We start from the raw sequence: 22170 nt of genomic DNA, 5'->3' as shown, positions 1-22170 counted from the left end.
CGGCCGCGGGTCGGCGCGCCCGGTCGCGCGGACCCAGCGGACACCGGCGGGTCGCCCCAGCGGCGGCCCGCCGCACCCGTGTCCGCCTCCCCTCGCGCACCGGACGGGCGCCGGACGGGCGGCGCGAGCGCCGGCACAAGCGCGGGTCCGCGGCGGACCCGCACGGTTCTCGGACGAGCAAGCGATGGGAGAAGCCCCGATGGGCAAGCGAAGCGGCAGCGCCGTGCGCAACAGGAACGCGCAGACGCCGCCGGAACCTCCGGAGCCGCTGCGTGTGGCCGTCGGCGACAGCCACACGCACATGGACATGCAGACCCCCGCGGTCGACGAGATCATCGCCGCCGCCGAGGCGGTGGGGGTCACCCCGCTGATGCAGGTCGGCGTGGACGTCTCCTCCTCGCAATGGGCGGCCGAGGTGGCGGCCGAGCATCCGGGCGTGTGGGCCGCCGCGGCCCTGCACCCCAACGAGGCTCCGCGCATCGTGCACGGCGACGGGGCCCCGGGCGTCGAGGCCGACGACACCGACTGGGCCGGCAAGGCCCGGCCGGCGGGCGGCCCGGCCGGGTTGGACGCGGCGATCGCCGAGATCGATCGGCTGGCGGCCCTGCCCGAGGTCCGCGCGGTCGGCGAGACCGGCCTGGACTACTACCGCACCGGCGACGAAGGCAGGGCGGCCCAGCAGGACTCGTTCCGCCGGCACATCGCCCTCGCCAAGCGGCACGGCAGGGCGCTGATGATCCACGACCGCGACGCCCACGACGACGTGCTGGCCGTCCTCGCCGAGGAGGGTGCGCCCGAGGCGGTGATCTTCCACTGCTTCTCCGGCGACGCCGCGATGGCCAAGATCTGCGCCGACAACGGCTACTTCATGAGCTTCGCCGGCAACGTCACCTTCGCCAGCGCCGACCAGCTGCGTGAAGCCGCCGCTCTCGCGCCGCCCGAGCTGGTGCTGGTCGAGACCGACGCCCCGTTCCTGACTCCCAAGCCCTACCGTGGCCGGCCCAACGCGCCCTACCTGGTCCCCTACACCCTGCGTGCGCTGGCGGAGGCCAAGGGCATGGCCGAGGACGACCTGGCGGCGGCGGTCGCCGCCAATGGACGCCGCGCATTCGGCCTCGACTAGGAGACGGTCCTCTCCCTCCCCGTTCCCTCCCCGTTGATCTTGTACCTACGGTCACCTGTGATCGCTCACAATGACCGTGGGTACAAGATCAACGCTGATGCGCAAGTTCGGGACCGGGCCGGCGGTGCTAGGTCGCGCCGGTGTCCAGTCCCCACTCGGCCAGGGTCTCCTCCAGCGAGGGCCGGGGGAACTCGGGGTCGCGGGTGGCGCGGCCCGGGGTCCGGTCGAAGCGGGGCGCCGGTCCCGGGTAGAGGCGGCCGTCCTTGTGCACCACCGATCCCCGGGCGCGCACGTGCGGGTGGTCGGGGGCCTCGGCCATCGACAGGACGGGCTGGACGCAGGCCTCGGTGTCGCCGAAGACCTCCGCCCACGCATCGCGGGACCGGGTGCGCAGTACCTCGGCGAAGCGCTCGCGCAGTACCGGCCAGTTCTCCCGGTCCCACTGGTCGGGCAGGTCGGCGCCGGACAGCCCCAGGCCTTCGAGGAAGGCGGCGTAGAACTGCGGCTCGATGCAGCCCACGGAGACGTGGCGGCCGTCGGCGCACTCGTAGACGTCGTACCAGGGGGCGCCGGTGTCCAGGTAGTTGGTGCCGCGCTCGTCGTACCACGCACCGCGCTCGCGGTCCTCGTAGACCATGGACATCAGCAGCGCGCTGCCGTCGACCATGGCCGCGTCGACCACCTGGCCGCGGCCCGAGGACTGGCGTTCCACCAGTGCGCTGAGAATCCCGGTGACCACGAACATGGTGCCGCCGCCGAAGTCCCCGAGCAGGTTGACGGGAGGGACGGGCGGGCCGCCCTGGCGGCCGATGCTGTGCAGGGCGCCGTTGAGCGAGATGTAGTTCATGTCGTGTCCGGCGACCGACGCCAGCGGGCCGTCCTGGCCCCACCCGGTCATGCGGGCGTAGACCAGCCGCGGGTTCAGCTCCAGGCAGGTGTCCGGGCCCAGGCCGCGCCGCTCCATGACCCCGGGGCGGAATCCCTCCAGCAGCACGTCGGCCGCGTGGACGAGTTCGCGGGCGGTGGCCCGGCCGTCCTCGGACTTCAGGTCCGCGCCCATCACCGGCCGCCCGGCGCTCATGTGCGGGCGGGCGCCCTGAGCCGCGGCCTCCGCGGCGGCGGGCCGGTCCAGCCGGATCACCGACGCCCCGAGGTCGGCGAGCAGCATGGCGGCCATCGGCCCGGGGCCGATCCCGGCGAATTCCACGACCCGGATTCCGTGCAGCGGACCCATGGGCGACCTTCCTGGGTTTCGGACGTGACGCGAACGCCGTTCGGTTTCACGGGCCATTCTGTAGGGGCGCCGCGTTCCGGCGCCACCGGCCATGCGGCGCCGTGGAACCCCCGCGGCCGCGAGCCCGGCCGCCGCGGACGGAGAGAGTGCACGACACCGCCGCCCGTGCGGCCGCACGGGCGGCGGCCACGGCCCCTCACCAGCACGGGCGGGACCGATCGCGCCAGGCCCGCCCCGAGATTCGGTCAAGAGCAAAGCGGGTCTGTAGCTGTGTGATACTTTCTCCAGCAGCCCGTGGTCGGGCGAGGCGCAGCCGCCCCCGACCCGCTGTGAGCCGTGCGCCGGGGACCTCCCGCTCCTCCGGCCCGCTCGCGTCCTGAAGACCACCCCTCCCGTCCGTGCGCGATCGCGAAGGTCGAGACCAACGTGCGTAGTCCGTCGAATCGCCGTTCCCACCGCGGCAGCCGCAGGGCACTGAGCAAGCCGGGCGCCTCCGGTCGGCGCGGCGCCCGCGAGAGCGGCGCCGCCGGTCCCCGAACCGCCGCCTACTCCGGCGCGGGTGCGCCCGCGGGCGGTCCCGCGGGCCCTGGACATCCCGGCGGCGAGTACGGCCAGACGGCCGCCATGGCCGCCGTTCCCGCCGACGGCGGGGGTTCGGACGGCGCGTCCGGCGGGCGCGCCCGCCGCTTCGCGCTTCCACGCGGGCTGCGGTCCCGCGGTGTTGTGATCGGCGCGGTGGCGGCGGTGCTGCTGCTCGTGGCCGGCGGCACCGCCTTCGCCATGGATCAGCGCATCACCCTCAGCGTCGACGGCGAGCGCAGCACGGTGCACACCTACGGCGCCACGGTGCAGGACGTACTCGACTCAGCGGGCGTCGCCCTGGGCGAGCACGACGCCGTCGCACCCTCGCTCGGCACCGAACTGGGCCAGGGCGACAGCGTGCTGGTGCGTTCCGGGCGCGAGCTGACCCTGACGGTCGACGGCGAGTCCCAGACGCACTGGGTCACCGCCCTGACCGTGGGGGAGGCGATGAACCAGATCGGCATGAGTCCGGAGTCGATGAAGCTGTCGGTCGAACCCGACAAGGCGGTCCCCCAGGCCGGACTGGAGGTCGAGGCCACGGCCGCACGCCGGGTCGTCATCCTGCGCGACCGGGTCCGCATCGAGACCGCCACCACCGCCGGCACCGTCGAGGAGGTCCTCGAGGACAACGGCGTCACCCTGGGCGAGCACGACGTCGTCGAGCCCAAGGCGGGCGCCGAGCCCACCGACGGCATGGTCATCGACGTCACCCAGTTGCTCTCCGAGCCCGAGACCGAGGAGGTCCCGGTCGAGGCGGAGGTCGAGGAGCGGGAGAACCCGGACCTGCCCGAGGGCGAGGAGAAGGTGGTGCAGGAGCCCGAGGACGGCGTCAAAGAGGTCACCACCGCCACGATCATGAAGGAGGGCGTGGAGACCGAGCACGTCCTCAAGGAGAAGGTCGTCGAGAAGCCGACCAAGGGGATCACCGAGATCGGGACCAAGGAGCCCGAGCCCGAGATCGACTCCTCCGCCGAGGCCTCCAGCCTCAACTGGTCGGCGCTGGCCGAGTGCGAGTCGGGCGGCGACCCCACCGCGGTCAACTCGGCCGGCGGCTACTACGGGCTCTACCAGTTCTCCATGGCCACCTGGCAGTCCGCCGGCGGCTCCGGAAACCCGGCCGAGGCCAGCGCCAGCGAGCAGACCATGCGCGCGCAGAAGCTCTACGACATGGTCGGCGGCAACTGGCAGGGCCAGTGGCCCGAGTGCGGCGTGCACCTGTTCGACTGACGGCCCCGATCGCGGTCGCGGCGAAGGGCCTGCCGGCGGGGCCTCCGGCCGCGCCGCTCCGCGACGGGTGACCCAGGTGATAGCGGAGAGCGCCCCGGATTGTCATGGGGGTCTGGTGAACTGGGTGGGGTGAGATCCTCCCCGTACCGTCTTGTGCGACGTGTGCATGCCCAGACGCCGCCCCCGAGCCTGGACGAGAACCAGCGCCGGGTCGTCGCGCACGCGGGCGGTCCGCTGCTGGTGCTGGCCGGGCCGGGCACGGGCAAGACCACCACCATCGTCGAGGCGGTGGTGGACCGCATCGAGAACCGCGGCGTCGACCCCGCCCGGATCCTCGTGCTCACATTCAGCCGCAAGGCCGCCCAGGAGCTGCGCGAGCGCATCACCGCACGTCTGCGCCGCACCACGCGCGAGCCGCTGGCGCTGACGTTCCACAGCTACGCCTATGCGCTGATCCGCCGGGAGTTCGGGCGCCTGGGCGACCACCCGCCGCGGCTGCTCTCCGGTCCGGAGCAGCTGATGGAGGTCCGCGAGCTGCTGGCCGGCGAAGCCTTCGACGGCGCCGAGATGTGGCCCGAGCGGCTCCGGCCCGCCCTGCACACCCGCGGGTTCGCCGAGGAGCTGCGCGACTTCCTGATGCGTGCCCAGGAGCGCGGAATCGACTCCGCCGACCTGGACCGCCTGGGCCGCGAGCACCGGCGCGACGACTGGGTGGCCGTCGGCGACTTCCTGGACCGCTACACCGGCCGCTTCGACGTCGCACCGGCGCCGACCTTCAACTACGCCGAGCTCGTGCGCGTGGCGGCGAACCTGCTCGACGACCCCGAGGTCCAAGCGCGTGAGCGTGCCGCCCGCGAGGTGGTCTTCGTCGACGAGTACCAGGACACCGACCCCGCTCAGGAGGAGCTGCTGCACGCGCTGGCCGGGGAGGGCCGCGACCTCGTGGCTGTCGGCGACCCCGACCAGTCCGTCTACGGCTTCCGCGGCGCCGACGTGCGCAACATCCTGGAGTTTCCGGAGCGCTTCCCGAAAATCGGCGGCGAGTCCGCGCCCGTGGTGGCACTGCGCACATGCCGGCGCAGCGGCTCGGGCCTGCTCGACGCCTCGCGCGGGGTGGCCCGCCGACTGCCTGCCGCTCCCGCCGCCGGCGGCGGGTCGGTGAACGCGCACCGGGCGCTGGAGCCCGCCGACTCCGCCCCCGAGGGCGCGGCGCGGGTGCTGCTGGCCGAAAGCACCGCGCAGGAGGCCGCCGTCGTCGCCGACATCCTGCGCCGCGCCCACCTGATCGACGGCGTGCCCTGGTCGGACATGGCGGTCCTGGTGCGCTCGGCCTCCCGGCAGATGCCGACGCTGCGCCGTGCGCTGTCGGCCGCCGGGGTTCCGGTGGCGGTGGGCGGCGACGAGATGCCGCTGGCCGTCGAGCCGATCGTGCGCGCCATGCTGCTGCTCATCCGGTGCGCGCTGCGGCCCGAGACCATCGACGAGGCCGCGGCGCACGAGCTGCTCACCAGCCAGTTCGGTGAGGCCGACACCGTCCGGCTGCGCCGCCTGGCCCGCGCCCTGCGCCGCCTGGACCTGGACTACCGCGCCGCCCAGCGCCGCACCGGCGAGCACGGGGGCGAGGACGCCGCCGGGAGCGGGGGAGGGGAGCCCGCGGCGGCCCTCGCCGCCGAACAGCACACGCCCGGCGACCGGGGAGGGCCGGGCGAGGGCGCGGACGCCGCGTCGGGCCGCGACGACGGCGGCGATGCGGCCGAGTCCGCCGATACGTCGGCGTCGCGCGACGGCGCGGACGCCCTCGACGGCGACGGGACCTCCCCCGGCCCCCTCGGCGAGGCGCCGCACGGCCGTACGCGCGGCAACCGCCCCTCGTCCGCGCTGCTCGCCGACGCCTTGCGCGATCCGCGCGAGCTGACCCTGGTCGATCCCGACGTGGCCGCCCCGGCCCAGCGCATCGCCGGCTACCTGCGGCTGGTCCGCGACCGCGCCGCGGCCGGAGCCTCGGCCGAGGACGTGCTCTGGGAGGTCTGGCAGGCCGGCGGCCTGTCCGACCGGCTGCTGCGCGCCAGCCAGGCCGGCGGGCGGCGCGGCGCGGCGGCCGACCGCGACCTCGACGCCGTCGTCGCCCTGTTCGAAAGCGCCGCGCGCTACTGCGACCGGCTCCCGCCCGGCCTGCCGCTGGGCTTTCTCGAGGACCTGGAGGCCCAGGAGATCCCGGCGGACAGCCTCGCCGAGCGCGCCCCCGAGGGCGAGGCCGTGCGTATCCTCACCGCGCACCGAGCCAAGGGGTTGGAGTGGGACCTGACCGTGGTCGCCGGCGTCCACGAGGGCGACTGGCCCGACCTGCGGCTGCGCGGCTCGCTGCTGGGCGTCGAGCAGCTGGTCGACTCCTCCACCGGCTTCGGCGCCTCCGCCGCGGGAGCCGGCCCCGCCGCAGCGGGGGCCGCGGGGGCGGCCGCGGCCTCCAAGCTGCTCGACGAGGAGCGCCGCCTGTTCTACGTCGCCTGCACCCGCGCCCGCCGGCACCTGGTCGTCACGGCCGTGGGCGGCGACGACACCGAGGAACGCCCTTCGCGCTTCCTCGCCGAGCTCGGCCTGGGCGAGCCCGAGCGCGTCAGTACCGGCCGCCGCTGGCTGTCCCTGCCCGCTCTGGTGGCCGACCTGCGCTCGGTGGTGACCGATCCCCAGCGCTCCCACCCGGTGCGCCGCGCCGCCGCCGCCCACCTCGCCCGGCTCGCCGACGAAGGGGTGCGCGGCGCCGACCCCGCCGAGTGGTACGCCCTGACGACGGTCTCCGACGACCGCCCGCTGGTCGACGAATCCGACGACGGCGGTATCCGCGTCTCGCCCTCCCAGGTCGAGCGCTTCACCACCTGCGAGTTGCGCTGGCTGCTGGAGAACGCCGCCGGCGCCTCCTCGATGGAGGTCACCTCGGCGTTGGGGAGTATCGTGCACGCCGTCGCCGTACTCGTCGCCGACGGCGCCGGGATGGAGGACATCCGGCGCCGCATGGACGACATCTGGTCCGAACTGGACTTCGGCGGCCCGTGGTTCGCAGGCAAGGAGCGCGAGCGTGCCGACGAGATGGTGCGCAAGCTCATCGCCTGGCACGAGTCCGGCGAGCGCGAACTCGTGGTGACCGAGGAGGGATTCAAGGTCGACATCGGCGGTATCGAGATCACCGGGCGCGTCGATCGGCTGGAGAAGGACGCCCAGGGACGCGCCGTGGTGGTCGACATCAAGACGGGAAACAGCAAGCCCAAGGACGCCGAACTGGCGCGCCACCCGCAGCTGGGCGTGTACCAGCTGGCGGTGCTGAAATCGGCCTTCGCCCAGTTGGGCCTGGCCGAGCCCGGCGGAGCCGAGCTCGTGCAGGTCGGCACCCGGGCCTCCTTCAAGAGCGGGGCCCGCACCCAGGCCCAGGCCCCGCTGGGCGAGGATCCCGACCCGCAGTGGTCGCAGGAGCTGGTGCGCGGCGTGGCCGAGGGCATGTCGGGCGCACGCTTCCAGGCGATGCGCAACGAGTTCTGCGACTCCTGCGCCGTGCGCTCCAGCTGTCCGGCGCACGACGAGGGGAAGCGCCTGTGACCGCCGCGGAGTACCGGACCGCGCCGACGGGCGCCGCGGCCTATGCCGGCGCGTCCAGGAGCCGGCTGAGCCCTGCCGAGCTCGCCCGTCTGCTCGGCCAACCCGAGCCCACCGCCGAGCAGGCCGCCGTCATCGCCGCCCCGCTGGAGCCGGGTGTGGTCGTCGCCGGCGCCGGCTCCGGCAAGAGCGAGACCATGGCCGGGCGGGTCGTATGGCTGGTAGCCAACGGGCTGGTGCGCCCGGAGCACGTCCTGGGCCTGACCTTCACCCGAAAGGCGGCCGCCGAGCTGGCCGAACGGGTGCGCAAGCGGCTGGATCAGCTGCGCGAAACCGAGCAGGTGCCCGAGGAGCTCCTCGACGGCGACCCGGCGGTCTCCACCTACAACTCCTATGCCGCCCGCCTGGTCGGCGACCACGCCTTGCGCGAGGCCGTCGAGCCCTCCGTCCGGCTCCTCAGCGAGGGCCAGGCTTACCAGCTCGCCGCGCGCGTCGTCGCCGACTACGACGGCCCCATGGACGCTGTCACCGTAGGGCCGCGCGAGGTCACCGACCGGACGCTGGAACTGGCCGGCGAGCTGTCCGACCACCTGCGCACGCCTGAGGACGTGCGCGGTATCGGCACCTGGATCGCCGAGCGCGTCGCGGCGCTGCCCCGCAAGCCGCTTGCGCCCACCCGCGACCTCGCGGAGGTCCAGCGCCGCCGCGAGCAGCTGCTGCCGCTGGTCGAGCGCTATATCGCAGCCAAGACCGACCGCGAGGTCATGGACTACGGCGACCAGGTGGCGCTCGCGGCGCGTATCGCGCTTCGCCACGCCGAGGTCGGGCTGATCGAGCAGAGCCGGTTCCGGGTGGTGCTGCTGGACGAGTACCAGGACACCAGCCACGCTCAGCTCATGCTGCTGCGGGCGCTGTTCGGCGGCGGCCACCCGGTCACGGCGGTCGGCGACCCCTGCCAGTCCATCTACGGCTGGCGCGGCGCCAGTGCGGGCAACCTCACCAGCTTCCCCACCGACTTTCCCGCGGCGCCGGGGCGCCCGGCCCCGGTGCGCAAGCTGGCCACGAGTTTCCGCAACGGCGAGCGGGTGCTGGAGGCGGCCCGGCGCATCTCCGAGCCGCTGCGTGCGGAGAGCGGGTATGTGCCCGTGCTGTATCCGGGGGCGGCGCGCCGCGGGCGGGGCGCTGTGGCCTGCGGGCTCTTCGCCACCGAAACCGAGGAGGCGCGCTGGATCGCCGACACGGTGGCAGACCGCATCGGCCGACCCGCCCGCATCGCCCCCGACGGCGCCGATTGGCCGGTCGGCGAGGGCGGCGACGGGCTGCGCTACAGCGACGTGGCGGTGCTGTGCCGCAAGCGCTCCCAGTTCCCGGTGCTGCGCGAGGCGCTGGAGGAACGCGGCATCCCCGTCGAGGTGGTCGGACTCGGCGGACTGATGACGGTGCCGGAGGTGCGCGACGTCATCGCCACGCTGCGCGTGCTGCACGACCCCACGGCAGGCAACGAGCTCGCGCGGTTGCTGACGGGCCCGCGCTGGCGGCTGGGCCCGCGCGACCTGGTGGCGCTGGGCGGGCGGGCGGCCGAACTCGCCAAGGAGACGCGCCGCGACCTGGCCGCCTCCGCGCCGGAGCCCGCGGACGACGATGACGAGGACCTGCTGCGCCGCACGGTGCTCGACCTGACCGCCGAGAGCGGCAGCCTCGTCGACGCTCTGGACGATCCCGGATCACCCGAGCGCTACTCCGAGACCGGTTACCGGAGGCTGACCGCCCTCGGCGCGGAGATGCGCACGCTGCGCCGCCTGGCCGCTCAGCCGCTGCCCGACCTGATCGGCGAGGTCGAGCGGACCATGGGCCTGGACATCGAGGTGGCGGCGCGGCCCGGGCGCGACCCTGTCGCCGCCCGCGCCGACCTCGACGCGTTCCTGGACGCGGCGGTGCGCTTCGTGGGCAACAGCGAGGACCCTACGCTGGGCACCTTCCTGACCTATCTGCGCTCGGCCGAGGACGCCGAAAAGGGGTTGGAGCCGGGTGAGCGGGTCGGCGGCAGCGACACGGTCAAGCTGATGACCGTGCACGCGGCCAAGGGCCTGCAGTGGCCGCTGGTGGCGGTGCCGGGGCTCTCCGGCGGGACCGCCTCGCCGGTGTTCCCCACCAAGCCGCGCGACGCCGGCGGCTGGGCGCGCAAGGAGCAGAAGCTCCCGTTCCCGCTGCGCGGAGACGCGCACGGACTGCCCAAGCTGGCCGATGTGGACAAGGAGAGCATCGAGGAGTTCGTCGCCGCCGACCGCGACCGGCACCGGATGGAGGAGCGCCGGCTGGCCTACGTCGCCGTGACGCGGGCGTCCTTCGGGCTGCTGTGCTCCGGGCACTGGTGGGGGCACGCGAGCTCGGGCAAGCGCGGACCCTCGGAGTTCCTCGACGAGATCCGCGAAGCCTGCGAGCACGGCGCCGGGGACGTGGCGGCCTGGGCGGCCCCGCCGGAGGAGGGCGAGGCCAATCCGCAGACCGTCGCGTCGGAGCCGGTGGCCTGGCCGCAGTCGCCCGACGAGGAGGGCGAGGCTGCGGCACGGCGGCACCGCGACATCGTGGAGGGCGCCGAGCTGGTGGCCGAAGCACGGCGCCGCCCGTCGGAGGAGGCCGAGAACGCCGAGCGCGCGCCGGAAGCCGGCGGCGGAGGCGGTGCGGACCGGCGGGACACGGCCGGCGATTCCGGTGCGGCGGGCGGGCGGCCCGCGGAGGCCGCGGAGGGCCGTGCGGCGGAAGCCCGGTCCGGCGGGGGGAGCGGAGCGCAGGCGCCGTACGCGCCGACGGCCGATGAGGAGACCTTCGGGCAGCGGTGGCTCGCCACGCTCGACCGCGCCCGGATGCCCGAGCGCATGCGGCGGCGACTGGACGGCTGGAGTCGCGATACCGACCTGCTGCTGGCCCACCGCGACACGGCGCCCGCGGCCGGCGACGGCACGATTCCCGTCGAGCTGCCCGCCCACCTCTCGGTGTCCTCGCTGGTGTCGCTGGCCCGCGATCCCTCCGCGCTCGCGCGCCGGATCCGCCGCCCGCTGCCGCGGCCGCCGGCGCCGCACACCCGCCGCGGCACGGCTTTCCACGCCTGGTTGGAGCAGCGCTTCGGCCAGGAGAGCCTGCTCGGGCCCAGCGAACTCCCCGGCGCCGCCGACGACGGCGCCGGTGCCGACGAGGAGCTGGCCGAGCTGCAGCGCCGCTTCGAGGCGGGCGAATGGGGAAGCCGTACGCCGCTGGAGGTCGAGGTCCCCTTCGAGACGATCATCGGTGACCGCCTCGTGCGCGGGCGCATGGACGCGGTCTTCTTCGACGAGGACAGCGGCACCTACGACGTCGTCGACTGGAAGACCGGACGTCCGCCCCAGACGGCGGACGAGCGCCGGGCGGTGGCCGTGCAGGTGGCGGCCTACCGCATCGCATGGGCCGAGCTGGCCGGGGTCTCCCCCGACGATGTGCGCGCCGCCTTCCACTACGTCCGCGCGGAGGAGACCGTCCGCCCCGCCGACCTCCTCGACGCGGACGGCCTGGCCGCCCTGCTGGAGAACCTGCCCGAGGAGTGACGGCCGGGCTCCGGGCGCGCACCGCCCTTGGACCGGTTGACCTGGTACGGGCCGGGGGTGTCGGCATGGGAGCGGAAGTGTCGTGGGTCCCGTCCATCCTGTGGTACGGCGAGCGATGAGTTCCGCCGCGCGCGCCGGTCTGTACAGACAGGCTGGACGGACCACAAGGAGCGATGCCATGACAGAGCCGACCACCCGCGAGACCGCAACCCGCAGCGTCGAGGCCCCCGGTGCGACCATCCACTACGATGTGCGCGGCGACCTGAGCGAGGCGACCGCCGAGACCCCCGTGCTCATGCTGGTCGGCTCGCCGATGGACGCGAGCGGCTTCACCACGCTGGCGGGGTATTTCACCGACCGCCCCGTCGTCACCTACGACCCGCGCGGTGCCGGGCGCAGTCTCCGCACCGACGGCGGCGAGTCCACTCCGCAGGAGCACGCCGAGGACCTGCGCCGGGTGATCGAGGCCCTCGGCGTCGACAGGGTGGACCTGTTCGGCAGCAGCGGCGGCGCCCTCAACAGCCTGGTGCTGGTGTCCCGCACCCCCGAGCGGGTGCGGACGCTGGTGGCCCACGAGCCGCCGGTGGTCGACGTCCTGCCGGACCGCGAGCAGCTCACCGCGGTCTGCGAGGACATCTACGACACCTACCACCGCAGCGGGATGGGCCCGGCCATGGCCAAGTTCATCGCGTTCGTGCAGTACTCGGGACCCCTGCCCGCCGACTACCTGGACCGGCCCGCCCCGGCCCCGGAGCAGTTCGGGCTGCCCGCCGAGGACGACGGCTCCCGGGACGACGCGTTGATGCAGAACATCCGCACCAACCCCACCGTCGCGTTGGACTTCGACGCCCTGGCCGCCGCGCCGACGCGCATCGTCCTGGCGGCCGGGCGGGAGTCCGCCACCGAGATGCCGGGCCGCGCCGCGATCGCCGTCGCCGAGCGCCTGGGCACCGAACCCGCGATGTTCCCCAGCCACCACGCGGGCTTCATGTCCGGGGAGTTCGGCATGGAGGGCGAGCCCGAGGCCTTCGCGGCCAAGCTGCGGGAGGTGCTGTCGGCGGGCTGAGCGTTCGCCGGGGCGGCCGGCGCCGCGGGAGCGCGCCGACCGCTCGGCCCGGGACGCGGCCGGTGGGCAGCGCCCCCGCCGTCGGCGCGCAGGCGGTCGGTCCGGGCGTCCTCGGCCGGGATCCGCCGGCCGGACGCGTCGCGGCGGGTCGGTGTGACCGGCTCGGCTGCGGGCTCGCGGCGGCGCGCGCGGTGTTCCGCTCCCGGCGCCGTCACAGCAGAGCCAGTGCCTGGACCGCGAACGCGGCCGCGGCGAGGGCGACCGCGGTGCGCGCCGCCGGGCGGCGCAGGAGCGTGTCCGACCAGGGGCCCTCGAAGTGCCGGAAGGCGGCAACCGCGGCGCACAGGACGGCCGCCGCCGGCACGAGCCAGGCCAGGCGCCAGGCGAGCCACGCCGGGCCGACGGGCACGTCGGTCAGGCCGGGCACCGTGCCCCAGGCCGCGCCTGCGGCGCCGACCGCCAGCAGGGCCGTCAGGTGCCAGCAGAACACGGTCAGCGCGCACAGGTTCAGTCCCGCCACCCACGCCCAGGGCACCGGTCGGCGCAGCAGGCGCTCCAACGGCGCCCGCAGGAGCACGGCGGCGCCGATCTGGGCCGCCGCGAGCGCCGGCAGCAGCAACGAGGGCGGAGCCGAGTTCGAGCGCTCGGCGCCGGGCACCCCGACCGCGCTCACCGGGTATCCGGCCCGCACCAGGGCGGCCAGTCCCAGTACCCCGCCGAGCAGCAGGAGCAGCCCGAGCGGTCGGCGCAGCCGCCCGCCGGCCCAGGAGACGCCGAGCTGGTACGCGAACAGCCACACGGGCAGGACGTTGGCGTATCCCACCCAGTCCGGGAGCGCCGACGCCCACGGTCCGTACCGCGCCAGGTCGACCGCCGCCACCGCCGCCAGCGGCACGAGTGCGGCCGCCGTGCCCCAGCGCCGGTCGGCGGCGAGCGCCGCCGGGGTCAGCGCCGTCGCGGCCGCGTAGACGGCGACGAACCACAACGGCTGCAAGGTGAGCAGCGCCCCGGTGAGCATCGTCTCCACCGGCGCCCCCAGGGCCGGCCCGGCGGAGAGGACCGCGCCCCACACCGCGCCGACGACGAGGACGGGACGGGCGAGCCGCACCGATCGGGACCGCATCCAGCGCGCGCAGCCTTCGCCCCGCTCGCGCGCCCGCCGAAGCGCGAGCGCCGCGGCGCAGCCGCCCACGAAGAAGAACAGCGCCAGCGTGTCCAGCAGCCACGTCGCAGGGGCGGCCCACGGCATGGCCGCGAGCGGGCTGGCCGGGGCGAGGCCGCCGCCGGGGACGAGCACGAAACCGGTCACCATCCAGTGGCCCAGCACGACCCCGACGACGGCGACGCCCCGGATCCCGTCCAGCGCCCGGTCGCGCGTCGGCGGGGTCGCACGGTCGATCCGCTCGGCGTGGCGCCGCACGGCCCGGAGCGGGCCGGTCCCGGAACCGCCGGGCCGGCGGGCGGTCCGGCGTTCCGCTGCGGCCGGGTGGTGCCGATCCGCGGACTCCGGCCCGGTGCGCGCCGGGCGGACGCGATCGTCGGGGCCCGCGCCCGGCCCCCCGGTCACAGCAGCCCTCCGGAGACGGCCCCGCTGTCACCGACCGCGACCGCCGCGGTCGCGGACAGGGCGGCGCTGCCCGGGCGGTAGTACTGCGTGTGGCCGCTCACGGCGCCCGGGTCGAACCGGACGGCGCCGAACTCCGGGTCCATCGGGTCGCCGCCGAGCCCCAGCCGGCCGATGCGCAGGCTCGGCACCCACCGGATCCAGTCGTCCTCGGCGCGGGTCGCCCAGACGCGGGCGCGGATCTCGTGCGCGGCGTCGACGCCCATGCCCGGGCTCGCCAGCGCGACCACGTCGTCGGCCGTCCGCGCCTGCGCGGCGGCCAGGCCGCACACGGCGGTGCCGTAGCTGTGGCAGGAGAGGGTCACGTGCGCGTCGGCGGGCAGCACCTCCCGCGCGAACCGCACCAGGGCCTCGGCCCCCTCCCGCGCACGAGCGGTCCCGACGAGATCGGCGCCGTACCCCTGCGGCGGCAGGTAGCCCAGCCAGACCACGACGGCGGTGCCGCCCTCGGGAGCGCGTTCGCGCATCGCGGCGTACAGGGCGCGCCCGTTGACGAGCGGAACCGCGCCGGGGTGGGCGCCGGCGCGGAAGTTGTCGCGGTTCTGCCCCGAGCCGGGCACGACCACAGCGATGTGCTCGGCGCCGGCGAGGTCGCCCAGCACCTCCACCACGCGCCCGGACCCCGAGGTGTCGTCGGCGAGCAGGTGGTGGCCGTCCACCGTCGTCTCGGCGTAGTCCAGCGGCTCCGGCGGCACGACCTGAGCCGCGGCCTCGGGGCGGCCTCCGCAGGACAGCACCGCGGTGGTCAGAAGCGCACCGAGCAGCAGGGCGGAAATCCGTCGCGTCATGGCCATGACGCTAGAAATCGGGCTCCCGACCGCACGTCACCGCACGGAGCGAATCTGCGCCTGCCCCCTGCGGGTGACGCGGCAGCGCCCCGCTCCAGCGTTGATCTTGTACCTACGGGCACATGTGATCGCTCACAGTGACCGTAGGTACAAGATCAACGGGGGCAGGCGAGCTCACGGACCGAGCTGGTTGGCGTGGGCGGTGTGAGGTGCTGAGGGCCTTCCGGTCGGGTGCGGATTCCGCAGTCCACACCGCTACCGGAGGGCCTCTTTGCGTGTGTCAGCGGGGGCGCTGTCACCAACCTCCATTGTCAGTACAGCTAGACCAGGCCGTTCTCGTAGGCGAACACGACGGCCTGGGTGCGGTCGCGCAGCGTGAGCTTGGTGAGGATCCGCCCGACATGGGTCTTCACCGTCTGTTCGGCGAGGAAGAGCTCCTCGGCGATCTCGCCGTTGGACAGCCCCCGTGCGATGTAGCGCAGCACGTCGGCCTCGCGCGGGGTCAGCGCTTCGACGCTTTCCGGCCGCGCGTGGACCTTCTCGCGGCGGCTGCGCGCGATGTCGGCGATCAGCCTGCGCGTGACCGACGGCGCCAGCAGGGCCTCGCCCTCGGAGACGACGCGCACCGCCGAGCGGAGGTCCTCCACCGGCGCGTCCTTGAGAAGGAAGCCGCTGGCACCCGCACCCAGGGCCTCGTAGACGTACTCGTCGAGGTCGAAGGTCGTGAGCATGAGCACGCGCGGGCCCTCGCCGTCGGTCCCCTCCACGATCTCGCGGGTGGCGGTGAGACCGCTCATGGTGGGCATGCGCACGTCCATGACCACGACGTCGGGTCGGTGTTCGCGCGTCAGCGCCACCGCCTCGTGCCCGTCGGCGGCCTGGGCGAGGACCGAGATGTCCTCGGCGGCGTCGAGGAGCGTGGCGATGCCGTCGCGGACCATGTCCTGGTCGTCGGCGACGATGACGGTGATGGGCACGGCGACAGCCTAGTGCTCTGCGGTCCCGGCTGGGCCGCCGTCCACGGGGAGCTCGGCGACGACGTCGAATCCGCCGTCCGCCGTGGGCGCGGCCCGCAGCCGGCCGCCGAGCATGGCCACGCGCTCGCGCATGCCCACCAGCCCGTGGCCGCCGCGGTCGAATACGGCGGGGGGCGCGCCTCCGCGCTCGTCGGCGTCTCCTGGAGTGGGCGCAGGTCCGTTGGCGACACGGACCGTGAGCGTCGCGGCCGTGCGCTCGATGCCGACGACGACCGTGGCGCCCGGCGCGTGCCGCCCGGCGTTGCTCACCGACTCCTGCACGATGCGGTACGCCGACACGTCCACGGCGCCGGGCAGGCCGCGGGCGGCTTCGCGAGCCGCGTCGGCGCCGCCCTCCAGCCTCACGTCCACGGCGGCCCTGCGGGCGCTCTCCACCAGGTCGGGCAGTGTCCCCAGGCCCGGCTGGGGCGCGTCCTCGGGCGCTTCGTCCTCCTCGCGCAGCAGCCCCACGACGCGGCGCATCTCCGCGAGCGCGTCGCGGGCGGCGTCGCGGAGGGTGGTGAAGGTGGCGGCGGGCCCCGGTGTCAGATCGGGGAACTTGTAGGGAGCGGCGTCGGCCTGGATGGCGATCATGGACATGTGGTGCGAAACCACGTCGTGCAGCTCGCGGGCGATACGCGAGCGCTCCTCCAGCACCGCCTGGCGGGCGCGGTCCTGGCGGCGCAGGGCGCTCTCCTCGGCGAGCCGCCGCTGCGCCGTCCGGCGGCTGCGCACGTTGTAGCCGAACAGCAGCACGGCCGCGGCCACCGCGGCGATCCAGAGGACCTGTCCGGGGTGGGTGCCGACCAGGGGGGAGGCGGCGGCGATGTCGGCGCCGACGGTGACCAGGCCGACGCCGACGGTCGTCCGCCCCGGATGGTTCACGGCGACCGCGTAGAGAACCACCGGAAGCGCGACGAGCGCCGCCACCGGCCACGGCCACAGCTCGTAGGGCGTGGTGTAGGCGGATCCGAGGTGGCTCGGCGGGGCGCTCGCGCCGACGGCGATCAGCACAGCGAACAGCCCTGCCGCCATGATCCGCCAGGCCGTCAGCGGAGCGACCGGCAGCAGGGCGAACGGCAGGCCGACCACAAGACCCAGCAGGATCGAGAACACCGTGTCCACGCGGTGGAACTGGACCAGCTGCACGGCGACGAGGGCCGCGATCCCGCCGCCGACCCCGAGCAGCAGGAACCACGCGGTCACCTCGCGGGGCTGCACCGGCGGCAGGCGCCCGCCGTCGTCCGGCCCGGCCTCGCCGTCTTCGTCGGGGGCCTCGTCGGCCCGGGGCAGCACGACCCACAGCAGCAGGTAGACGACGATGCCCACGGGAAAGGAGACCAGCGGGAAGAGGACGCGCAGCACGAGCGTCATCGGCTGGGACCCGCGCGCCAGCCCGGCGCACACGCCCGCCGCGACACGGCCCCGCACCGGGCGGCGCGGGCCGTGGACCAGCCGCAGCGGGCCCCGGGGGAGGGCGCCGGGGGTGCGCCAGAGCGCGTCCGCCACAGCGCGCACGGCTGAAGCCGGGCCCGGCGGGCCGGTGCTTGCGGCGCCGGCCGCTGCGGAGCCGCCGTCGTCGCCGGGCCGGTTCTCGCGCGCGCCGCCGGGAAGACCGGTCTGCGGTGTGGAGGCGCCCCCGGGGTCGGCGGCGGGAACGGGCGGTGCCGATCGCCCGGGTCCGCCGCCGGGCGCCGTCCGCAGCTGGTCGGCGTGCGCGCGGCGCATCCGCACGTTGTCACCGACCAGCACGACCGCGGCCGCGGCTGCCGCCGACCACACTCCCGCGGGCGCCGACCCGGCGGCCGCGGCGGCCGCCGTCGTCGCCGCGCCGCACCCGCCGACGGCCGCGGCCACGGGACGGGCGTACTGGGTGCCCGCGAGGTAGAGCACGAGCAGGTAGAGCGCCGCGGCGGCGGCGGGGACCGGTATGCCGGGAAGAGGGGGCGCGGCGGGAGGCAGGGTCGCCGTCATGAGCGCCGTCAGCAGCAGCGCCGCCGTCATCCACCGCCACGTCAGCAGCACCGAGGTGCTCAGCGCCAGCAGCGGCGCGCCCAGCGCGACGCCGAGGACCGCGGAGACGGCGGCGGGGACGCCGTGCAGGCTCAGCTGCGCGGCGCTCGCGGCGGCCGTGCCCAGCGCCGCCGCGGCGAGGAACAGGGTTCCGTCGAACCGCTCGCGCCCTTCGGCGTCCGGGCGCTCGGCGAGCCGCACCAGCCACAGCAGCGGGTAGGCGAGTGCGGGCGCCACCAGCTTCGCGAAGCGCCGCCGCACCAGGGGCGCCGGGCGGCCGCTGCGCGCCGCGAGGGCCGCGCACACGCCGCCGAGGACCGGGGCGTCGGCGGCGGCGCCGTCTGCGGGCAGCCACCGCGGGACGTCTGCCGGCCGCCGCCACAGCGCATCGCGCGCGGCGCCGGCCGCGGCGGCCGAACCGCCTCGCCGGGACCGCGCGTCCCCCGTCGACCGCTCCTCGCCGGACATCTCCCGCTCACCGTCGCACCCGAAGTACCGAGCCCTGCCGTGCCGGCCGTCACCGCCGCCCGGTCGCGCTCACCGCAACTCTAGGACGCCGACCGCGCTCGGGGCGTCCCACGCAGGTATCGCGCCGACGTGGTTCTCAGGTATCCCCCTCCCAGTCGGGGGCGCGATCGGTCGGCGGAACCGGCGGCTAGGCTCGTATGCGCGGTGATCGCCGAACGCGGGCCGAGGGAGTCGAGGGAAAGGAAGCGGTCGGGAATGGATGTGCGCGGGTACGTCGAGGAGCACCGGGGCGAGTTCGTCGCCGCGCTCAAGGAGTGGGCGGCCATCCCCTCGGTCTCCGCCGATCCCGGCCATCACGGGGACGTGCGGAGCTCGGCGGAGTGGTTGCGCGACCACCTCGCGGCGACCGGGTTCCCCACCGTCGAGATCTGGGAGAGCGGCGGCATGCCCGCCGTCTTCGCCGAGTGGCCCGCCGCCGACCCCGGTGCTCCGGTGGTGCTCGTCTACGGCCACCACGACGTGCAGCCGGCGCGTGCGGCCGACGGGTGGGACACCGAGCCCTTCCTGCCCGAGGAGCGCGGCGACCGGCTGATCGGCCGCGGCACCTCCGACGACAAGGGGCAGGTGCTCTTCCACGCGCTGGGCGTGCGCGCCGCCCTCGCGGCCTCCGGGGCGAGCGCACCGCCGGTGACGCTGCGGATGCTGATCGAGGGCGAGGAGGAGTCGGGGTCCCCGCACTTCGCCGAGCTGCTCGAAAGCAACCGCGACCGCGTGGCCTGCGACGTGGTGGTCGTTTCCGACACCACCATGTGGTCGGCCGAGGTCCCCTCGATGTGCGTGGGCATGCGGGGGCTCACCGACTGCGAGATCAGCATCACCGGCCCGGAGACCGACGTGCACAGCGGATCCTTCGGCGGTGCGGTCCCCAATCCGGCGCGCACCATGGCCGACCTGCTCTCCGCGCTGCACGACGACGGGGGCCGCGTCGCCGTGCCGGGCTTCTACGACGGCGTCGCCGAGATCAGCGGTGAGGAGCGGGACCTCATCGCCAAGCTCCCCTTCGACGAGGCCGAGTGGCTGCGCACCGCCGGCAGCCCGGCTGCCTCCGGGGAGGCGGGCTACAGCACGCTGGAGCGCATCTGGGTACGCCCCACCGCCGAGATCAACGGGATGTGGAGCGGCCATACCGGCTCGGGCACCAAGACGATCGTGCCGCACTCCGCCCACGCCAAGGTCAGTTTCCGGCTGGTGCCCGGGCAGGAGCCCGCGCACGTGCAGGAGCGCGTCAGTGCGTTCGTGGCCGACCGCGTGCCTGCGGGGATGCGCGCCGAGGTGGACTTCGGCGGCCCCGGCGTGCGGGCCTGCGCCTCCGACATCGGCTCGCCCGCCGTGCGCGCGGCGCGCTCGGCAATGGAGCGGGCGTTCGGAACCGAGGTGCTGTTCACCCGCGAGGGCGGCAGCGGTCCCGAGGCCGACATCGCCGAGATCCTCGGTGCGCCGCTGGTCTTCGTCGCCGTGGGACTGGACGAGGACCGCATCCACGCGCCCAACGAGAAGGTCGAGATCCCCCTGCTGCTCAAGGGCGCCGAGAGCGCCGCCTACCTGTGGGAGCAGCTGGGCGCCCACCGGTCGGCGCCCGGCTGAGCGCCCCGCCCGGTCCCCGGCGCTGTCCGACCGGCGCCGCCCGCCGTCGGCGCCCACCGTCGGCGCGGCGCCTCCACCCGTGCGGTGCAACGGCGGCGCATGCCCCGCCCGCCGCCTGCCTACGATGAGAAGGGCCGATGCTTTCCTCCGACGAGACCCCAGCGCTGTCCCGCGCGACGATCGACGCGGCCGGCCACCGGCGCGGCGACGAGGAATGGCTGGAGAAGGCCTGGGCCGATGCCCGCACCCGAGTGCTGGTCCTCCAGGACGGCGATCCCTGCACCGAGGACCACCGCCGCCGGATGGGCCGCCGCTCCTACGCCCTGGTGACCGAGGGCGACGAGGGGCCGAGCCTGGTGTTCTCCCCGCCCGAGCAGGCGCCTGAGGGGGAGCGCTACCTGCTGGGCGTCGACGAGTCCGGCCGCGCGTACTTCGCCGTCCTGGCCGGTGCCGACGCCCGGGTGCCCGAGGTGCCCGGCGCCGAACCCGCGTCGCTGCGCGAGGCGGGGGCACTGCTGGGCGACCGCGACTCGGGCCTGTTCACCCGTGCCGTCGCGCTGGCCCACTGGAACGCCACCCACCGCTTCTGCCCGGCGTGCGGGGCGCCGGCGGCCCCGGCCGGCGCCGGCCACCTGCGGGTGTGCACGCGGGAGGGCACGGAGAACTACCCGCGCACGGACCCGGCGGTGATCATGCTGGTGCATCGCGAGGTCGACGGTGTCGAGGAGTGCCTGCTCGGCCACAACCCGCGCTGGCCCGAGAGCCGCTACTCCGTGCTCGCCGGCTTCGTCGAGCCGGGGGAGTCGCTGGAGCAGGCCGTGGTGCGCGAGGTCGCCGAAGAGGTCGGCGTGACCGTGGCCGACCCGGTCTACCAGGGATCGCAGCCCTGGCCGTTCCCGCGCAGCCTGATGCTGGGCTACACCGCCCGAGCCACGGGGCGGGTGGAGCGCACGGACGATGAGGAGATCTCCCGCGTCCGCTGGTTCACACGCCCGGCCCTGCGCGAGGCGGCGGAATCGGGCGAGGTGCTGCTTCCGGGGTCGGTCTCCATCGCCCGGAAGCTCATCGAGCACTGGTACGGCGGCAGCCTGCCCGGCGAGTGGTGACAGCGGGCGCGCTGCGCAGGTGCGGTGTGCCCGTCGGGGGCGGGGGTGCTGGGGACGGGCGCGAAGGGGACCGGTCAGTCGCCGCGGCGTCCGGAGGTCTGGGCCGCGGCGCCCTCGGCGGCGAGTTCTCCGGGAAGGGCGGTCAGCGGGTTGGTGCAGCTGGCCACCACCTCGCGGGCCATGTCGGCGACTTTGCGGCCGCGCGAGCGCGAGGCCGAGCGCAGCAGTTCGAAGGCCTTGCGCGGGGCCATCCCGTGGCGCTCGGAGAGCACGCCGATGGCCTGCTCGGTGACGACCCGGGTGTTCAGGGCGTGCTCCAACTGGGCGACGGTCAGCCGCAGGCGCGCGGACTCGTCCTCCTCGTCGGAGGCCCTAGGGGGAGCGGGCGCGGATCCGCGCCGGTGGTCCTCGGCGGCCAGCAGGTCGGCGAGCACCATGGCGTTGAGCAGGTCGGACAGCTCCTCGCCGTTGTGCACACGCCACCCCGCCGACGTCCGCTCGATCACGCCCAGCGTGGCGGTCTCCGCGGCCGCACCGGACGTGGTGTTCGGCGTCACGTCTTTCCCCATATCCTCACTCCCCCGTGAAGGGCGGCGGCCGCCGTCCGTTCGGGCGGCGGCCTGGCCTGGCGTGGCGTGCCGGTCGGTCACGAGACCGACGCCGCGAGCTTCTCCTTGACTTGGGCCAGCGACGGGTTGGTCATCGCCGAGCCGTCGGCGAAGACCACGGTCGGAACGGTCTGGTTGCCGCCGTTGACCCGCATGACGTATTCGGCCGCATCGGGGTTCTGCTCGATGTCGACTTCTTCGACCCCGATGTCCTCGCGCCCCAGCTGGCTCTTCAACCGCTTGCAGAAGCCGCACCAGGGCGTTGTGTACATCGTGACCGCACCGCCGTTCTGGGTGTCCATCACTCCGTCTCCTAACCGTAGGGGCGGGTCGCGACATTCTGCCGGATCCGCCGGAGGCAACGTGGAACGCGTTCATTCCCAACGCCGCGCACGGCGCGGAGCTTCCCTGGCACCGCTTCGTGTCAGCTGGGACGCGGTGGGCCCGACCCCGGTTCCCGAACGGGTCGCGATCGGTTGCGGCCTGCGGCGGCCCCCGCCGCGACCGG

General features: G+C 75.0%; 14 protein-coding genes. 7 read left to right on the top strand and 7 right to left on the bottom strand.

The features are described 5' to 3' along the window. Positions 1–199: 199 nt before the first annotated feature. Entirely contained in the window at positions 200–1123 is a 924-nt protein-coding gene (locus LP52_RS24740; protein WP_040276839.1) for a TatD family hydrolase, read from the top strand. A 127-nt stretch (positions 1124–1250) separates the two neighbouring features. On the opposite strand, the gene LP52_RS24735 is transcribed toward LP52_RS24740, so the two are convergent. After that, positions 1251–2357, bottom strand: coding sequence for a CaiB/BaiF CoA transferase family protein (locus LP52_RS24735; RefSeq protein WP_040276821.1), 1107 nt, complete (start codon positions 2355–2357; stop codon positions 1251–1253). Between the two features lie 426 nt (positions 2358–2783). Here LP52_RS24735 and LP52_RS24725 point away from each other — a divergent pair, with 426 nt between their 5' ends. The 4 genes from LP52_RS24725 (at position 2784) to LP52_RS24710 (ending at position 12395) form a co-directional block, all read left to right on the top strand. Next, on the top strand, positions 2784–4166 hold the full coding sequence (locus tag LP52_RS24725) for a ubiquitin-like domain-containing protein (protein ID WP_338011662.1): 1383 nt from the start codon (positions 2784–2786) through the stop codon (positions 4164–4166). 153 nt (positions 4167–4319) lie between these two features. Beyond that, positions 4320–7754: an ATP-dependent DNA helicase gene (locus LP52_RS24720; RefSeq protein WP_040276819.1), complete on the top strand. Its 3435-nt coding sequence runs from the start codon at positions 4320–4322 to the stop codon at positions 7752–7754. Then, complete coding sequence (locus LP52_RS24715; protein WP_040276818.1) at positions 7751–11329, top strand: ATP-dependent DNA helicase; 3579 nt, start codon at positions 7751–7753, stop codon at positions 11327–11329. The genes LP52_RS24720 and LP52_RS24715 overlap by 4 nt, the downstream gene beginning before the upstream one ends. A gap of 178 nt (positions 11330–11507) precedes the next feature. Beyond that, positions 11508–12395, top strand: a complete 888-nt coding sequence (locus LP52_RS24710) for an alpha/beta fold hydrolase (RefSeq protein WP_040276817.1) — start codon at positions 11508–11510, stop codon at positions 12393–12395. Positions 12396–12606: 211 nt separating this feature from the next. Here LP52_RS24710 and LP52_RS24705 read toward each other — a convergent pair whose 3' ends face one another. The 4 genes from LP52_RS24705 to LP52_RS25960 all read right to left on the bottom strand — a co-directional run bounded on the left by LP52_RS24705 (position 12607) and on the right by LP52_RS25960 (position 18304). Beyond that, positions 12607–13815, bottom strand: coding sequence for an acyltransferase family protein (locus LP52_RS24705; RefSeq protein ID WP_040276837.1), 1209 nt, complete (start codon positions 13813–13815; stop codon positions 12607–12609). A gap of 143 nt (positions 13816–13958) precedes the next feature. Beyond that, on the bottom strand, positions 13959–14807 hold the full coding sequence (locus tag LP52_RS24700) for an alpha/beta hydrolase (protein ID WP_169775406.1): 849 nt from the start codon (positions 14805–14807) through the stop codon (positions 13959–13961). 320 nt (positions 14808–15127) lie between these two features. Continuing rightward, positions 15128–15784, bottom strand: a complete 657-nt coding sequence (locus LP52_RS24695) for a response regulator (protein WP_084723471.1) — start codon at positions 15782–15784, stop codon at positions 15128–15130. Positions 15785–15793: 9 nt separating this feature from the next. Continuing rightward, the gene (locus LP52_RS25960) at positions 15794–18304 is read right to left on the bottom strand and encodes a sensor histidine kinase (RefSeq protein ID WP_052810244.1); all 2511 of its coding nucleotides are present in this window, start codon (positions 18302–18304) and stop codon (positions 15794–15796) included. Between the two features lie 255 nt (positions 18305–18559). Between LP52_RS25960 and LP52_RS24685 the strand changes: the two genes are divergently transcribed. Beyond that, entirely contained in the window at positions 18560–19948 is a 1389-nt protein-coding gene (locus LP52_RS24685) for a dipeptidase (protein ID WP_040276816.1), read from the top strand. A gap of 137 nt (positions 19949–20085) precedes the next feature. Further along, entirely contained in the window at positions 20086–21054 is a 969-nt protein-coding gene (nudC, locus tag LP52_RS24680) for an NAD(+) diphosphatase (protein ID WP_040276815.1), read from the top strand. A 74-nt stretch (positions 21055–21128) separates the two neighbouring features. On the opposite strand, the gene LP52_RS24675 is transcribed toward nudC, so the two are convergent. Together LP52_RS24675 and LP52_RS24670 are read right to left on the bottom strand one after the other, a co-directional pair. Continuing rightward, positions 21129–21623, bottom strand: a complete 495-nt coding sequence (locus LP52_RS24675) for an ANTAR domain-containing protein (RefSeq protein ID WP_052810243.1) — start codon at positions 21621–21623, stop codon at positions 21129–21131. Positions 21624–21700: 77 nt separating this feature from the next. Then, the gene (locus tag LP52_RS24670) at positions 21701–21964 is read right to left on the bottom strand and encodes a mycoredoxin (protein WP_040276814.1); all 264 of its coding nucleotides are present in this window, start codon (positions 21962–21964) and stop codon (positions 21701–21703) included. Between the last annotated feature and the right edge of the window lie 206 nt (positions 21965–22170).

Source organism: Streptomonospora alba, assembly GCF_000826685.1.
GTDB classification, from domain to species: Bacteria; Actinomycetota; Actinomycetes; order Streptosporangiales; family Streptosporangiaceae; genus Streptomonospora; species Streptomonospora alba.
This window is presented reverse-complemented; position numbering and strand designations above follow the sequence as displayed.

Bases quoted from the DNA above. Each gene is read 5' to 3' on its own strand.
- LP52_RS24740 (WP_040276839.1), top strand. From the start codon at position 200: ATGGGCAAGCGAAGCGGCAGCGCCGTGCGCAACAGGAACGCGCAGACG.
- LP52_RS24735 (WP_040276821.1), bottom strand. From the start codon at position 2,357: ATGGGTCCGCTGCACGGAATCCGGGTCGTGGAATTCGCCGGGATCGGC.
- LP52_RS24710 (WP_040276817.1), top strand. From the start codon at position 11,508: ATGACAGAGCCGACCACCCGCGAGACCGCAACCCGCAGCGTCGAGGCC.
- LP52_RS24700 (WP_169775406.1), bottom strand. From the start codon at position 14,807: ATGACGCGACGGATTTCCGCCCTGCTGCTCGGTGCGCTTCTGACCACC.
- LP52_RS25960 (WP_052810244.1), bottom strand. From the start codon at position 18,304: ATGTCCGGCGAGGAGCGGTCGACGGGGGACGCGCGGTCCCGGCGAGGC.
- LP52_RS24685 (WP_040276816.1), top strand. From the start codon at position 18,560: ATGGATGTGCGCGGGTACGTCGAGGAGCACCGGGGCGAGTTCGTCGCC.
- nudC (WP_040276815.1), top strand. From the start codon at position 20,086: ATGCTTTCCTCCGACGAGACCCCAGCGCTGTCCCGCGCGACGATCGAC.
- LP52_RS24675 (WP_052810243.1), bottom strand. From the start codon at position 21,623: ATGGGGAAAGACGTGACGCCGAACACCACGTCCGGTGCGGCCGCGGAG.
- LP52_RS24670 (WP_040276814.1), bottom strand. From the start codon at position 21,964: ATGGACACCCAGAACGGCGGTGCGGTCACGATGTACACAACGCCCTGG.